Raw genomic sequence first — 14,054 nt, 5'->3', positions numbered from 1 at the left:
CTGCCGTAACCTGCCGTTATTGCTTATCTAACGCGTCACTGACGGTAGTCACGAGGTTTTTATAGCTTTGCAGCCCCCCAGCGATATACAGCGATGCAGAATCCAGATAGATCACTCGATTATTTTTCCAGGCGTTGGTTTTGTGAATCAGCGGATTATCCAGCACCTGCTGGGCCGACTCGCCACCAGGGCGACCAATCGCACTGTCACGATCGAGAATGAACAGCCACTCTGGGTTTACGCTCAGCAAGAATTCAGAGGTCACCACGTTGCCATGACGGCCAGAATCAGGGAACTCGGTCGCCGGTTTAAAGCCCAGCTCATCAAACACGAAACCAAAGCGCGATTTAGGACCGTAGGCAGACATTTTGCCGCCGCTGACCATCAGAACCAGCGCATTGCCTGCATTTTCCGTTTTAGCGCGCGTTTGGGCGATCTGCTGTTTGAAATCATCAATCTGTTTCTTCGCTTCATCTTCTTTACCGAAGATGGTGCCCAGTTGCTCAATGCGTTGGATAAAGCTCGTCATAAACTGGTGCTCATCCACGTCCATTGAGATCGTCGGCGCAATACCGCTCAACTTGTCGTAGGCGTCGCGCGTACGTCCACCAGCAATAATCAGATCGGGTTTCGCGCTGCTGAGCGCTTCATAAGCAGGTTCAAACAGCGTCCCGGCGTTCAGGTAAGTATCGCTGTTGTATTTTGATAAAAACGCAGGCAGCGGCGTGCTGCTTTTCGGTACACCGGCAATCCCTTCGACCTTCAACGCGTCCAGCGTATCCAATGAGGCAGGATCAAACACAATCACTTTTTTCGGCGGCTGTGGAACCTGAGTGGTGCCCTGCGCATGCTCAATGCTGACCGTGTGACTTCCTTCTGAAGACGATGCCTGCTGATCGCAGCTGGCCAGAACAAACATAGATGCCAATAACGTCGCCTTCACTGCAAACGTTGCATTCAATCGCACCGCATTTAACCGCATAAGTGTGTTCTCCATTTCGCTGTTTGTTGCCGAATGCCACCCCGCAGAGTGATCTACGAGGCAATAAAGAATTTAATTATCATTCGCATTAGAACGAAAATTGTAACCGAATGGACACAGTCATGCCTAGCGATTATGTCTACCCTCCTATTGATGTAAGTCAGGGAAGTGATGCAAATCAGGAAAGCGCCACAGAAAAGTGGATTCAATGGTATCCTTGCCGTTTTCCAGATTGTTTTGCCTGATTTCAGGCTCAGCGCGCACACGTAGCTAACTGCATATATGGCCGAGAAAACACAACCCACTTTTTTCATTCATGACTACGAGACGTTCGGTAAACATCCGGCGCGCGATCGCCCCGCGCAGTTTGCGGGTGTCCGTACCGATATGGATTTCAATATTATCGGTGAGCCGCTCGTCATTTATTGTCGTCCGACGGATGATTACCTGCCGGAACCGGAAGCGGTGATGATCACCGGAATTACGCCGCAGGTCGCGCTGGCAAAAGGCGTCAATGAAGCGGAATTTGCCCGTCAAATCCATGAAGCGTTCAGCGTGCCCGGCACCTGCATTATGGGCTACAACAACATTCGCTTTGATGATGAAGTCAGCCGCAATATTTTCTATCGCAACTTCTACGATCCTTACGCCTACAGCTGGCAAAACGGTAATTCTCGCTGGGATTTGCTGGATGCACTACGCGCCTGCTATGCCCTGCGACCGGAAGGTATCGTGTGGCCGGAAAACGATGACGGCTTGCCTAGTTTTCGCCTTGAGCATCTGACGAAAGCCAATGGTATTTCGCACGAGCAGGCGCATGATGCGATGTCCGACGTTTATGCCACTATTGCTATGGCAAAATTGTTTAAGCAGGCGCAGCCCAAGCTGTTTGAGTATCTGTTCCCGCTGCGTAACAAAAACAAAATTTCCGCGCTGATTGATATCCCACAAATGAAGCCGCTCGTTCACGTGTCTGGTATGTTTGGCGCGGCGAGGAGTAACACCAGTTGGATTGTACCGCTCGCCTGGCACCCAGATAACCGTAATGCGGTCATCATGTGCGATCTGGCTGGCGATATGACGCCGCTGCTGGAGCTGGACAGCGCAGCATTACGCGAGCAGTTATATACCCGCCGTGATGCGTTAGAAGCGGATCAGAGCGCAGTTCCACTCAAGCTGGTGCACATCAATAAATGTCCGGTCTTAGCACCGGCCAATACCTTACGGCCTGAAGATGCGGAAAGATTGGGCATCGATCGTCAACGCTGTCTGGACAATCTCGCGCTGCTGCGTAACAACGCGAACGTCAGAGAAAAAGTAGTGGAGCTGTTTGCTGAAGCCCCCGCGTTCACCGCATCTGATGATGTCGATTTACGACTTTATGATGGCTTCTTTGGCGATGCCGACCGCATGGCGATGAAAATTATTCAGGAGACCGCCCCGCAGAACCTCCCCGCGCTGGATCTCACGTTTGCCGATAATCGCCTGGAACCGCTGCTCTTCCGCTATCGCGCCCGTAATTTCCCCGGCACGCTGGACGACCGCGAACAGCAGCGTTGGTTACAGCATCGGCGTGCGGTATTTACGCCGGAGCGCTTGCAGGACTATCTGTCAGAACTCAGCAACCTTTATCAGCTCCATGAAGACGATAAAGAGAAGATGGCACAGCTAAAAGCGCTGTACGCCTATGCACAGGAACTGGTGGGCTAAGATAGCCGCCTAAAGCCATAAAAAAAGCGGAGCACATGGGCTCCGCTTTTTTCTTTCATGCAAGTCGTCGGTTTACTTAAACCGGTTCTTCGCTACATTGCGGCACTGGCTGACGGAAACTGCGCGTCACAAATGCCAGATAGAGCAATCCAATTGTTGCCCACACCAGACCCAGCGTCATCGAGCTGGCTTCCAGATTCACCCACAGTGCACCTACCGTCAACGCGCCCAGCACTGGCATCACGAGGAAGTTAATGGTGTCTTTCACGGTGCGGTTACGGCGCTCACGAATATAGAACTGTGAAATGACCGACAGGTTCACGAACGTAAACGCCACCAGCGCACCGAAGTTGATCAGCGCAGTGGCCGTCACCAGATCGAACGACACCGCAGACAGTGCAATCACGCCAACCAGCAAGACGTTCAAAGACGGCGTACGCCATTTCGGGTGGATATAGCCGAAGAAACGCTCTGGGAATACGCCATCACGACCCATGACATACATCAGGCGAGACACGCCTGCATGTGCCGCCATACCGGATGCCAGTACGGTGACGCAGGAGAACACCAGAATAACGGACTGGAAGAATTTACCCGCAACGTACAGCATGATTTCCGGCTGAGACGCATCCGGCTCTTTAAAGCGAGAAATATCCGGGAAATACAGTTGCAGGAAGTACGCCACGGCAACAAAGATCACGCCGCCGATCAACGCCGTCAGGAAGATGGCTTTTGGAATCACCCGACCGGCATCCTGCGTTTCTTCCGACAGCGAACTGATGCCGTCGAAACCCAGGAACGAGAAGCAGAGAATGGTTGCACCGGTAATCATCGGCACCACGTGGGCGTTCTCAGACCAGAACGGACGCGTACTGGTCAGCGTACCGGCCCCTTCGCCCAGATAAACACCGTGAATCACCAGACCGAGGAATACCGCCATGATCGCAACCTGCACAACCACGATAATGGAGTTCAGGTTAGCAACCAGACTGATGCCACGCAGGTTAAACAGCGTCATCAAACCGACCAGCGCCGCGACAAAAATCCATGACGGTACGCCGGGGAAGATCGCTTCAAGATAGATTTTCGCCAGCAGGATGTTGATCATCGGCATGAACAGATAGTCCAGCAGTGACGACCAGCCGACCATAAACCCGACGTGCGGGCTGATCGCTTTTTGCGCGTAGGTATAAGCAGAACCCGCAGATGGGAAACGTTTTACCAATTTGCCATAGCTCAGCGCCGTGAACAGAATGGCGACCAGCGCAAACGCATAGGCCGTCGCCACATGACCGTCGGTCAGGCCAGACACGATACCGAAGGTATCAAAAATGGTCATCGGCTGCATGTACGCCAGCCCCATCATAACGACAGGCCACAACGTGAGCGTTCTTTTTAATTGAGCACGTTTTGCGCCAGCATTAGGCAGCTGAGAATCAAGCGACATGGCGCACACCTCCGTTCATCACGGCAGGCGCATACGCACCGAAAACAAATGAATGGATACAGGACTCGCCTGAATCACGATGAGAAGAGGTGGCTGTAACAGCACCAGAGATAACTTGCGACTGCGTCGCGCCATAACCAATACCTTTGCAGCACAAACCGGCGGGCACCGGTGCGAAACGTGTTAATTGCCCCATCTTTCCTTTCCTCACTGTGCTCACAGGCACACACAAATTATCTATCCGGATCGTTGTCCGGCCTCTTTGGTTGAAGACCCTATACCCAGCAAACCTGAGTCACAGAGAAAGGCAAAAAACCACACCAATACCCCTGTAACCTGAAGTATGACGAGCATAAATGTAAAAAAATAACCGACGCTATTAGACGTCGGTTATTTGCAAGGCGCGTATTCTGCACCACTCGATCTCATCTGACAAGGCTCTGAGAACGTTGGAAACCATTTATTTATCCCCACCCTTCTTCGTGCTGCCTATACGTTGGCTTTTCGCATGAATTATGGGTAATAAGTAGGATAAATAAGCGAATACTCGTTATAAAAACGTTGCTGTTATGTGTAAAGCCCAAACAAAAAGCTGTGCTTAAAAATTACAACTCCTGGAACCGCTTTTTCTTTTCGTTTTGTAATCTTTCCAACTCAAAAATCACCTGCTGAAGATCGCGTTCCTGCGCCGCGTTCAGTGAAGGGAATTTGAAACTCAAACGCTGCGTCAGCTTAAATTCACCTTTGTTGTCGACGATCTTCACCATTGCCTGACCGACGAACTGCAAATCAACGCAGAAGAAACCGTGGTCAGCCAGGTCCATCTCCACGCTCTTAATGATATCACCGTCAGTCAACAGCCCCGTGGTATCACGGTCGGTATACAGGCTCAATCCACCCAGAGAGAGATCTTTGATGGTGAACAGGAAAACACTCTCATCCGGCAGTTCGCCACGGCACGTCAACGGCGGCCACAGCGGCGTGTTGATGCGGAAATAGGTTCTACGTTGGATAAGATAAAGCAGTTCAGGAATCTGCGCGCTAAAGGCTGGCAGCCCGTCGTAAGTGACCGTCTTCGCAATTTCAGCATTAAATTCAACTTTTGCACCGGCAGGCTCAGCAACAAAAGACAGCGCTCCCGCATACAGTGCGCGGTTGTTTTCACGCTCAATGCCGCCTAAATCGAAGACAAACAGGTTGTTATCGGGTACAACGTCAAGAATTTTACTGATGAACTGTCCGTGAGGATGATGAACCATCAGAGACGTATCATTCTTCTTTAACTCGCGCAGTGTTGCACAGATGGCCAGTTTGTTGCGCTTAACAAACTGCTCTTTCAAATTTTCATTCACCGCTTTCATCCCCACCATTGTTTACACAGAATATGTGTCAATGGCTTATATTGATGCACGCCTCTTCGTTATCTTTCAAGTCCCATGTGTGCCAACACGATGCACTGCACTGGCTGCATATTGAAAACGATTACTCGGAGTACCTGAAACAGCATGAAACCTACCTTAAATACCTCGAGTGACAGGACAAAACGCTCTCGTTTTGAACAACGTAAACGTTGGCCCTTAGGGCGAGGCACACTTATGCGCCTCGTCACGTGACAAGCGAAGAACAAACTCGTGGAAAGGAATTTGAGCAGCCAGCACGTACGTAACTTGAAGTATGACGGGTAGAAGTTGGTGAAAACGATATCGGCAATTTTCTCAATAACTTTAGTGGAACAAGAGGAAAAGTGTTAAGGCGCGGTCAAATAATAAAATGCACCGCGCCCCCATCGCAAGGCCTGCCGCGCCTTTTATCGCACCCGTTCATTTGCTATTCGGCAGGATAGTGATACAGCAGCCAGGTTAACGCCAGTAAATCGGCGCTGCCGCCGGGGCTAAGATTTCTGGCAATCAGCGCGTCGTCCATCTCTCTCAGCGCCTGACGATCCAGCGGACCAATCAGCAATCTCCGTGCGTAATCCTGCACAAACGCTAATCCGTCCATGCCGCCGCGTGAAACGACATTGGTATCAGGATTGTGAGCCATCAGTACCAGCAACGTCCGTAACAGCGCGGTGTCGTCATCTGCTCCGGCAGCAATCGCCTGCTGCAAGGCAGGCAACGCATACTGGCATACGGTACTAAAACCGCTGGCGGCTTCTCCCCTCGCCCCTGTCAGGCCATGGCGCTGATAGAGATGTTCGCCCGCCGTCGCCGCACCAGAACACGTCTCCAGCTCATTTCGCACCAAATCGTGACACATTGCCGCGACGCTATCGCACAGGCTGCGCTGTGTTACACGCTCTCCCCGCCCTGCCAGCCAACCGGCTGCGGTACACAGCAGGCCAAATGCGAAAATCCCACCTTTATGGGTATTCACACCTTTCGTCGCTGACAGCATCGCCTGTTCACAGGCGATGCCGATAGGTCGAACCTGAGACAGCAGCTGCGCTAGTGGTGTGTTAGCGTGCTGATAACCCGCGTTGGTAAAATGCCGAAACCAGGGGGAAATCGCCTGAATGCTGATCTGAAACAGCGCGACATCCATATCGCGGTGAGATCCGTTATTGGCGCGATCCACCAGTCCAGGCTTCGGCGTCAACATCACTTCCATCGTCAGCGCATTCGCCACGCGCCGGTCGATATCCGGTAGCGCGTCGCGCTCCCGATAATCACCGACTGCGGAACGGGATACCGCAGCCGACAGTACACCGTCAGGCTGGCGTAAAGTAGGCATTAACCTTTTCCTCAATGTGCTCAAGTAGCTCAGGCAGCGAATGACGGCGTGAACGGCTACAGGCGTGTGCCATCTGGTCGCACAATAGGCACGTTCGCCCGCTGTGCGCCAGCATCGACCGGCCAATCGATCCCTCTTCCGGGCTGAAGATGTCGAAATCCCATAGCCGTCCCAGTTCATGACTATCTTCCAGCGCAATGGTCGCTGCCTTCACGGACAGCGCATCTTTGGTGATCGCCCACAGCCCTTCCGCCCCCGTTGCCAGCCAGCATGTCTGCTGTTCCAGCACCGTCCAACCTCTGGTCTGACATAGAAACGTGAATGCCTTGATAGCTTCGGCCATCACCTGCCGATAGCCTTCGCTATCTTTTACCGGCCCCGGCGTGACCAGCGTCAGCGACACCAGCGTCGCACCGTGGCGGGCAAGCCATTCTTGTTGGCGAACTGCGCGGCGTTCCTTCGCCGCGAGTAAGGTTTCCAGCGAGATGGAAACAGTCTTTGTCATCGTCGATTCCCTCATGCGTTTACCGCTTATTCGTCGGCTTCTTTCACCTGACGAACGACGTCAATCACGCTGCCATCGCGATAGCGAATAACGCCGACGATGCGATCGTGAAACTCGATAGCACGTGGTTCACCCACCAACGCAATCGCACGCTGATACAGCGCTTCAATCGTCATCACCGTCAGCCCCGCCTGTTTCAGACGTTCAGCAACCTCAGGTCGAGCTGGGTTGACCGCAATCCCATGATCGGTCACCAGTACGTCAATACTTTCTCCCGGCGTAACCCGCGTCGTCACCTGACGCACCACGGTAGGGATGCGGCTACGAATCAGCGGCGCAACAACGATGGTCAGGTTTGCTGCCGTTGCGACGTCACAGTGTCCGCCGGACGCACCGCGCATCACACCATCTGAACCGGTGATCACGTTGACATTAAAGTCGGTGTCAATTTCCAGCGCGCTGAGAATTACCATATCCAGTTGATCGCAGCAGGCCGCTTTAGAGCTGGGGTTGGCGTAAACGTTAGTGGAAATCTCGACGTGATTCGGGTTCTTCGCCAGCGATGCGGCCGCATTGGCATCGAAACATTGGGTATCGATCAGTTTTTCGATCAGCCCTTTTTCGTGCAGATCGACGATACCGCCCGTGATGCCGCCGAGGGCAAAGCGCGCCACGATGTTCTGCTGACGCATTTTATCTTCGAGGAAACGCGTACAGGCCGTCGAGGCTGCGCCGGAACCGGTCTGGATCGAGAAACCATTTTTGAAATAACCAGCATGTTCAATCACGTCTGCCGCAGAACGAGCAATCAACAGCTCGCGCGGGTTGCTGGTGACGCGTGCCGCGCCTACGCTGATTTTGGCCGGATCGCCAACTTCATCGACCTGAACGATGTAGTCCACCTGATCCTGCACAATGCTGGCCGGCATGTTCGGGAACGGCACCAGCGCTTCGGTCAGCAACACCACTTTACGGGCAAACTGCGCATCGACCATCGCATAGCCCAACGAGCCGCAGCTTGATTTCCCTGCGGTGCCATTGGCGTTGCCAAATTCATCGCTGCACGGAACCCCCAAAAAAGCGACGTCGATATTCAGTTCGCCGCTTTGCAGCAAATGAACGCGACCGCCGTGGGAATGAATTTGTACCGGTTCTTTCATTAATCCGTGAGAAATGGCATCAGCCAGCTTGCCGCGCATCCCCGAGGTGTAAATCCGGCTGACTACGCCCGCTTTAATATGGTCGATCAGCGACGCGTTACAGCTCATCAGCGAGCTGGATGCCAGCGTCAGATCGCGAAACCCCATCCGTGCCAGCGTATCAATCACCCGATTAATGACTTTATCGCCTTCGCGGAAATGGTGGTGGAAAGAGATCGTCATCCCGTCTTTCAGTCCGCTGTGACGAATCGCCTCTTCCAGATCGGCGCACAGTTTGCGTTCATGTTTTTGTGCGACATCATTCAGCCACGGCGTATGTTGATTAGCGTTGACGAAGGGTTGCAGATGGCGTTTTTCTGGGTACTGCTTTTGCAGTGCTTCAATAAAATGACTCATTGTCTAATCCTGTGATTCCTGAAAGCGGCAATTGCGGTGCAATCACGCAATGGCTATTTGCGAACGCCGGAGGCCTGAGCACGTCCCAGCACGCTTCTGGCGTGGGCGATAATCGGCCCGTCGATCATTTTCCCGTTCAGGGAAATAACGCCCAGACCGGCACGTTCGCCCTCGTCGGCGGCTTTGATCACCAGATGGGAATAGTCCACTTCATCCTGTGTTGGGGCATAAGCGTTGTGTAACAGCTCAATCTGGCGTGGGTTGATCAGGGATTTGCCGTTGAAGCCCAGTCTGCGGATCAGATCGACCTCTTTCAGGAAGCCCGCATCGTCATTCACGTTGGGATAGACCACGTCGAAGGCGTCGATACCGGCAGCACGAGCCGCGTGCAGCACCGCGCAACGAGCATAAAACAGCTCTGTGCCGTCACCGCGTTCCGTCTGCATATCCATGACATAGTCGAACGCCGCCAGCGCAATCCCAATCATGCGCTCGGAAGAGCGTGCAATCGCAACGGCGTTAATCACGCCCACCGCCGACTCAATCGCGGCCATGATGCGCGTAGAGCCAACTTCACGGCCACAGGCTTTCTCGATACGAACCAGATGGTGTTCCAGCTCATCGACATCGTCGGTGGAATCGGTTTTCGGCAGGCGAATCACATCGGCACCGCCGCGCACAGCCGCTTCCAGATCCAGCAGGCCAAACGGCGTACTGAGTTGGTTGATGCGTACCACGGTTTCAATATCACGGTACATCGGGTGTTGGAGCGCATGGAAAACCAGCAGGCGCGCGGTATCTTTCTCGCGCAGGGAAACGGCATCTTCCAGATCGAACATAATGGAGTCAGGCTTGTAGATAAACGCATTGGACAGCATGGCGGCGTTCGCGCCCGGGAGGAATAACATACTGCGGCGAAGTTTATTCATTACAATTTCTCCCATTCAATCTGCTGTCCGTCTGCGGCGCGCAGTACCGCGCTTTGCACGCGAGCACGGATGACACAATCCAGCGCGCCTTTGTCATCCACAATGATCGTCCCTTCCTGTACGCCCAGCTCTTTCAGCGTGTCATTCACGACCTGTTTGATTTGGTGACCGAACTGCTTCATCACTTCACTGTTGATGATCACGGTGAGTTTCCCGTCAGCCGGTGCCACTTTGACCAGCAAATCGCTGGATTCAAAGGTACCCGCTAAGGACTCCTTAACAATCTTCATAGACTTATCCTGATTAATTTTAATTACGCGTATTCGGGTTCGTAATAGCGCTGTAAATGCGCAAAGGTTGAGGCTGGCACGATGTCCTGAATACGGCTGTACTGCCGAAGTTTGAGTAATTTCCTGACTTCCGAGGCGGAAATAGCCAGTCCTGAGGTTTGCCGTTTACGTTCAATTTCAACCACGTTTAACGCCGGGGAAGACACCGTCTGGTCTTTCTCCAGCCAGTAGTGCATGTCCTGGTTGTACTGATACGTCACCGGGCAAAAGGGTTCGGTGCCGACAAAGCGCTGGGTAATGCCGAGCGCCGGTGCGATATACTTCCTGAAAATGATTAAATCCAGCGCCGCATGGGCACGGGTGATGAGTTTCTCTTCCTTCAGGAAATAGCCGGGAAAGGTCGCCTTAGAGATCATGTAGTTCGAACCGGCATGTACCGTCACATTGCGGATGTGTTCCACGCCACGCTGCACCATCTCCAGACGTTCACTGAATGGGAAAAAGGACACGTCTTCCCGCACTACGAATACGTGCAGCCAGTCACACGACTGTGCAGCATGCTCCGCCAGATAGCGGTGACCCAGCGTGAAGGGGTTCGCGTTCATCACGATCGCGCCGATGTTTTTATCTGTTCGCGTGGCAAGCGGTTCAGGGTGCGCAAAGGCTGCCAAAGACTGGCAATACTGCTGGATGCCAATCGGCGTGTTTTCCATCAGCACCGCGCTGTCCTGATAGCACGCCAGTGGGTAGAAGCCACATCCGCGAAAGATGTCGACATTTTCCGGTCGGGTATAGAGAAACAGGTGGAAGTGACCGCGCTGCGCTGCCTGCTGCATCACTTCATTCACCACCTGCACGCCCAGATTGAGGTGTCTGAATTCCGGATCGACCGCAACACACTTAATGGTGTTGGCGGCCAGTCCCGCGCAGGCAATCAGCCGCCCGCCCCGTTTACCAACCACCACGATGTCAATATCGTCATCCATGCCGAGCTGGCAGTGTGCAAGGAACTGGCGCACCGCGTCCCTCTCCTGCTCCCGAAGGCGCACATCCAGCGTGTCAAAAAAGACGGAATCATTGGCATACATCGCGGTTCTTCCTGCAACTCGAATTATTTAGACAATCTATTGCAGGCTGCCGATTTAGTGCCGGCAGCCTGGTACTGACACGGATATTCAGTGCGCGACGGCTTCAGCGGCTGCCGGAACTGATTTCACCGGCGCAGCGGCATCCACTATCGTGTTACGCAAATGGCCAATGTTTTCGATTTCAACTTCAATACAGTCACCCGCTTTCATAAACAGCGGCGGATTGCGTTTTTTACCCACGCCGCCCGGTGAACCGGTAATGATCACGTCGCCTGCGCTTAGCTCGGTGAAGGTGCTGATGTATTCAATCAATTCCGCAACTTTGTGGATCATGCTGCTGGTATTGTCGTCCTGCACCATGCGGCCATTCAGATACGTACGGATTGCCAGCACATGCGGATCGGGAATTTCATCCGTGGTAGTCAGATAGGGGCCGAACGCACCAGTTTTCTGCCAGTTCTTGCCTGCGGTAAACCAGCTGTGCTGCCAGTCACGCGCAGAACCATCCATGTAGCAGCTGTAGCCTGCAACATGAGAGAGCGCGACATCCTGAGCAATATTCTGTCCACCTTTACCGATAACGACCGCCAGCTCGCCTTCATAATCGAACTCGCTGGAATAATGCGGTTTGATCACCGGCGTCGCATGTCCGGTTTGTGAATCCGCAAAGCGCACAAATAAGGTTGGCGCGGGATTCTCTTCATTAAATTCCTGACGCTTAGCGGCGTAGTTCATCCCCACGCACAGTATTTTCCCTGGTGCGGTAATAACCGGTAAGAACGTCACATCCGCGACCGGAATATCCGGCGTGCTCATACTGAATTCGTGTGCCACGTGTAGCGCATTCTGCGCCAGCAGTGTTTTCAGATCGGGGTAACGGTGGCCAATTTTACCGCCGAGATCGATTAATCCCGTTGGTGTATAAATGCCGTAACTGTCCTTACCGTTATAACGATAGCTTGCAAGTTTCATAATATTTCCTGTGCAAAATAAACCCACGTGCAGTGGCGGTTTTTATTCTGTTAGCTCAGCTCATTTTTCAACGTAATACTTATTTAGCTCCGCGCCTTTTTATTTTCTGAATGACATCAGACTAAAAAGTTGGCGAGCACGAGCAGTGAAATCGAAACGTTAATCGCACCGCCGATACGCGTCGCAATCTGCGCGAATGGCATCAGCACCATACGGTTGCCTGCCGTCAGAATCGCGACGTCACCAGTACCACCCTGTCCGCTTTGGCAGCAGGAAATAATGGCAACATCAATCGGATGCATACCGATTTTTCTACCCACAAAGAAGCCGGTCGCGACCAGCGTCACTACGGTAGAAATAATCACCAGCAGGTTTTGAATCGTAAAAGCGTTCACCAGCTCCTGCCACGGCGTAATCGCCACGCCAACGGCAAACAGAATCGGATACGTCACAGAGGTCTGGAAGAACTTGTAAACGACCTGAGAACCTTCCAGCATTTTCGGTGAAACACCGTGAGCCAGCTTCACCAGCACCGCCGCGAATAGCATGCCAACCGGTGCAGGCAGGCCAATGACTTTGTGACCAAGCATACCCACCATATACAGCAGGATGGCCAGCAGTGCGCCAGAGGCAATCGTCGTGACGTCGGCTTTGCCGCTAAAGGCAGAAACCGGTGTGCTGCTTGCGCCACCGCCCAGATTATTGTCTTTATTCGGCATCAGTTCGCCTTCACCAGTCAGGTGTGGAAAGCGTTTACCCAACTGATTCAGAACACCGGCAAGGATGATCGCGGTCAGGCTACCCAGCATAACGATAGGCAAGACGCGCCCCAGTGCAACGCCCTGATCCATATGCAGAATCGTGGCATAGCCGATGGACAGCGGGATAGCGCCTTCACCCACCCCACCTGCCATAATCGGCAGAATCAGGAAGAAGAAGATTTGGAATGGATCCAGGCCGAGCGCAATACCGACGCCCATGCCCACCAGCATCCCAGCGATTTCACCGCACAGCATAGGGAAGAAAATACGCAGGAAGCCCTGAATCAGCGTCTGCCGATTCATACTCATGATGCTGCCGACAATAATGCAGCAGATGTAGAGATACAGGATGTTGGTACTTTTATAGAACTTGGTCGTGGATTCAACGACAACGTCCGGCAGCAGGCCATAATGCACCATCGCCGAGGGGATAAAGGTCGCACAGATTGCCGCCGCCCCCATCTTGCCGATAATCGGCAGACGTTTACCAAACTCGCCACAGGCAAACCCGAAGAATGCCAGCGTCGCCACCATCACGACGATGTCGCTCGGCAATTTGCCACTCAGGCAGTCGATGCCGATTAATACCCCCGCCAGCACAAAGAGTGGCACAGGGATAATACCTACTTTATAGGTATCCAGAACGTGCCACCATTTTTCCTTTAATGAGGCCTTCCCAGCCGCCTCATTATTTACCACAATATATGAATCATCAGTCGTACTCATCACTCTGTCCCCGTTTTATTTTGTCCGCGAATGATAGGGGGCGATTACCTATTATTATGTGATTCCCTTCAAATTAAAAAACGAGTTTTAAAGGCGTTTATGGTTTTTATGATTTATATTCAAAAATCGTTTATTACGCAGGCGGTTAGCTGATTTTACGCTCAAAATAAACTTTACGGTTTCTATGGAGTTTATGGTTTTTATTTCCTAAAAATGACTATGTTGATAAAACGTAATTAAGTTGTTTATTAAAGAAAACAGATGCGTTTAATTTTATCTATTTATTACCATCATCATATTGGTAGCAACATATTTAAACGTGTTATTGCTCACAAGTTTTTTCCTCTCAGCCCAT

General features: G+C 52.5%; 13 protein-coding genes. 1 reads left to right on the top strand and 12 read right to left on the bottom strand.

Annotated features, from left to right (window positions below; genetic code table 11):
- Window positions 1-16: 16 nt before the first annotated feature.
- Complete coding sequence (locus BJJ97_RS14325; protein ID WP_405083410.1) at window positions 17-961, bottom strand: siderophore ABC transporter substrate-binding protein; 945 nt, start codon at window positions 959-961, stop codon at window positions 17-19.
- 303 nt (window positions 962-1,264) lie between these two features.
- Between BJJ97_RS14325 and sbcB the strand changes: the two genes are divergently transcribed.
- Window positions 1,265-2,692: an exodeoxyribonuclease I gene (gene sbcB, locus BJJ97_RS14320; protein WP_095994373.1), complete on the top strand. Its 1,428-nt coding sequence runs from the start codon at window positions 1,265-1,267 to the stop codon at window positions 2,690-2,692.
- 76 nt (window positions 2,693-2,768) lie between these two features.
- Here sbcB and BJJ97_RS14315 read toward each other — a convergent pair whose 3' ends face one another.
- The 11 genes from BJJ97_RS14315 to BJJ97_RS14265 form a co-directional block, all read right to left on the bottom strand.
- The gene (locus BJJ97_RS14315) at window positions 2,769-4,139 is read right to left on the bottom strand and encodes an APC family permease (RefSeq protein ID WP_095699252.1); all 1,371 of its coding nucleotides are present in this window, start codon (window positions 4,137-4,139) and stop codon (window positions 2,769-2,771) included.
- Complete coding sequence (locus BJJ97_RS14310) at window positions 4,129-4,335, bottom strand: hypothetical protein (protein WP_095994372.1); 207 nt, start codon at window positions 4,333-4,335, stop codon at window positions 4,129-4,131. The genes BJJ97_RS14315 and BJJ97_RS14310 overlap by 11 nt, the downstream gene beginning before the upstream one ends.
- 409 nt (window positions 4,336-4,744) lie before the next feature.
- Window positions 4,745-5,500, bottom strand: coding sequence for a flagellar brake protein (locus BJJ97_RS14305; RefSeq protein ID WP_095994371.1), 756 nt, complete (start codon window positions 5,498-5,500; stop codon window positions 4,745-4,747).
- Between the two features lie 466 nt (window positions 5,501-5,966).
- Window positions 5,967-6,872, bottom strand: a complete 906-nt coding sequence (citG, locus tag BJJ97_RS14300; protein ID WP_095994370.1) for a triphosphoribosyl-dephospho-CoA synthase CitG — start codon at window positions 6,870-6,872, stop codon at window positions 5,967-5,969.
- Window positions 6,850-7,377 carry a citrate lyase holo-[acyl-carrier protein] synthase gene (citX, locus tag BJJ97_RS14295; RefSeq protein WP_095994369.1) on the bottom strand — a complete coding sequence of 176 codons (528 nt, stop codon included), beginning with the start codon at window positions 7,375-7,377 and terminating at the stop codon, window positions 6,850-6,852. The genes citG and citX overlap by 23 nt, the downstream gene beginning before the upstream one ends.
- Window positions 7,378-7,403: 26 nt before the next feature.
- Entirely contained in the window at window positions 7,404-8,933 is a 1,530-nt protein-coding gene (citF, locus tag BJJ97_RS14290; protein ID WP_095994368.1) for a citrate lyase subunit alpha, read from the bottom strand.
- A gap of 53 nt (window positions 8,934-8,986) precedes the next feature.
- On the bottom strand, window positions 8,987-9,862 hold the full coding sequence (gene citE, locus BJJ97_RS14285; RefSeq protein WP_095699246.1) for a citrate (pro-3S)-lyase subunit beta: 876 nt from the start codon (window positions 9,860-9,862) through the stop codon (window positions 8,987-8,989).
- The gene (citD, locus tag BJJ97_RS14280) at window positions 9,862-10,152 is read right to left on the bottom strand and encodes a citrate lyase acyl carrier protein (RefSeq protein ID WP_095994367.1); all 291 of its coding nucleotides are present in this window, start codon (window positions 10,150-10,152) and stop codon (window positions 9,862-9,864) included. Before citD ends, citE begins: the two co-directional genes overlap by 1 nt.
- A gap of 23 nt (window positions 10,153-10,175) precedes the next feature.
- The gene (citC, locus tag BJJ97_RS14275) at window positions 10,176-11,240 is read right to left on the bottom strand and encodes a [citrate (pro-3S)-lyase] ligase (RefSeq protein ID WP_095994366.1); all 1,065 of its coding nucleotides are present in this window, start codon (window positions 11,238-11,240) and stop codon (window positions 10,176-10,178) included.
- A gap of 87 nt (window positions 11,241-11,327) precedes the next feature.
- Window positions 11,328-12,212 carry a fumarylacetoacetate hydrolase family protein gene (locus tag BJJ97_RS14270; RefSeq protein WP_095994365.1) on the bottom strand — a complete coding sequence of 295 codons (885 nt, stop codon included), beginning with the start codon at window positions 12,210-12,212 and terminating at the stop codon, window positions 11,328-11,330.
- Window positions 12,213-12,328: 116 nt separating this feature from the next.
- Complete coding sequence (locus BJJ97_RS14265; RefSeq protein WP_095699243.1) at window positions 12,329-13,699, bottom strand: 2-hydroxycarboxylate transporter family protein; 1,371 nt, start codon at window positions 13,697-13,699, stop codon at window positions 12,329-12,331.
- Between the last annotated feature and the right edge of the window lie 355 nt (window positions 13,700-14,054).

The sequence above is a fragment of the Pectobacterium polaris genome (genome assembly GCF_002307355.1).
Lineage (GTDB): Bacteria > Pseudomonadota > Gammaproteobacteria > Enterobacterales > Enterobacteriaceae > Pectobacterium > Pectobacterium polare.
This window is presented reverse-complemented; position numbering and strand designations above follow the sequence as displayed.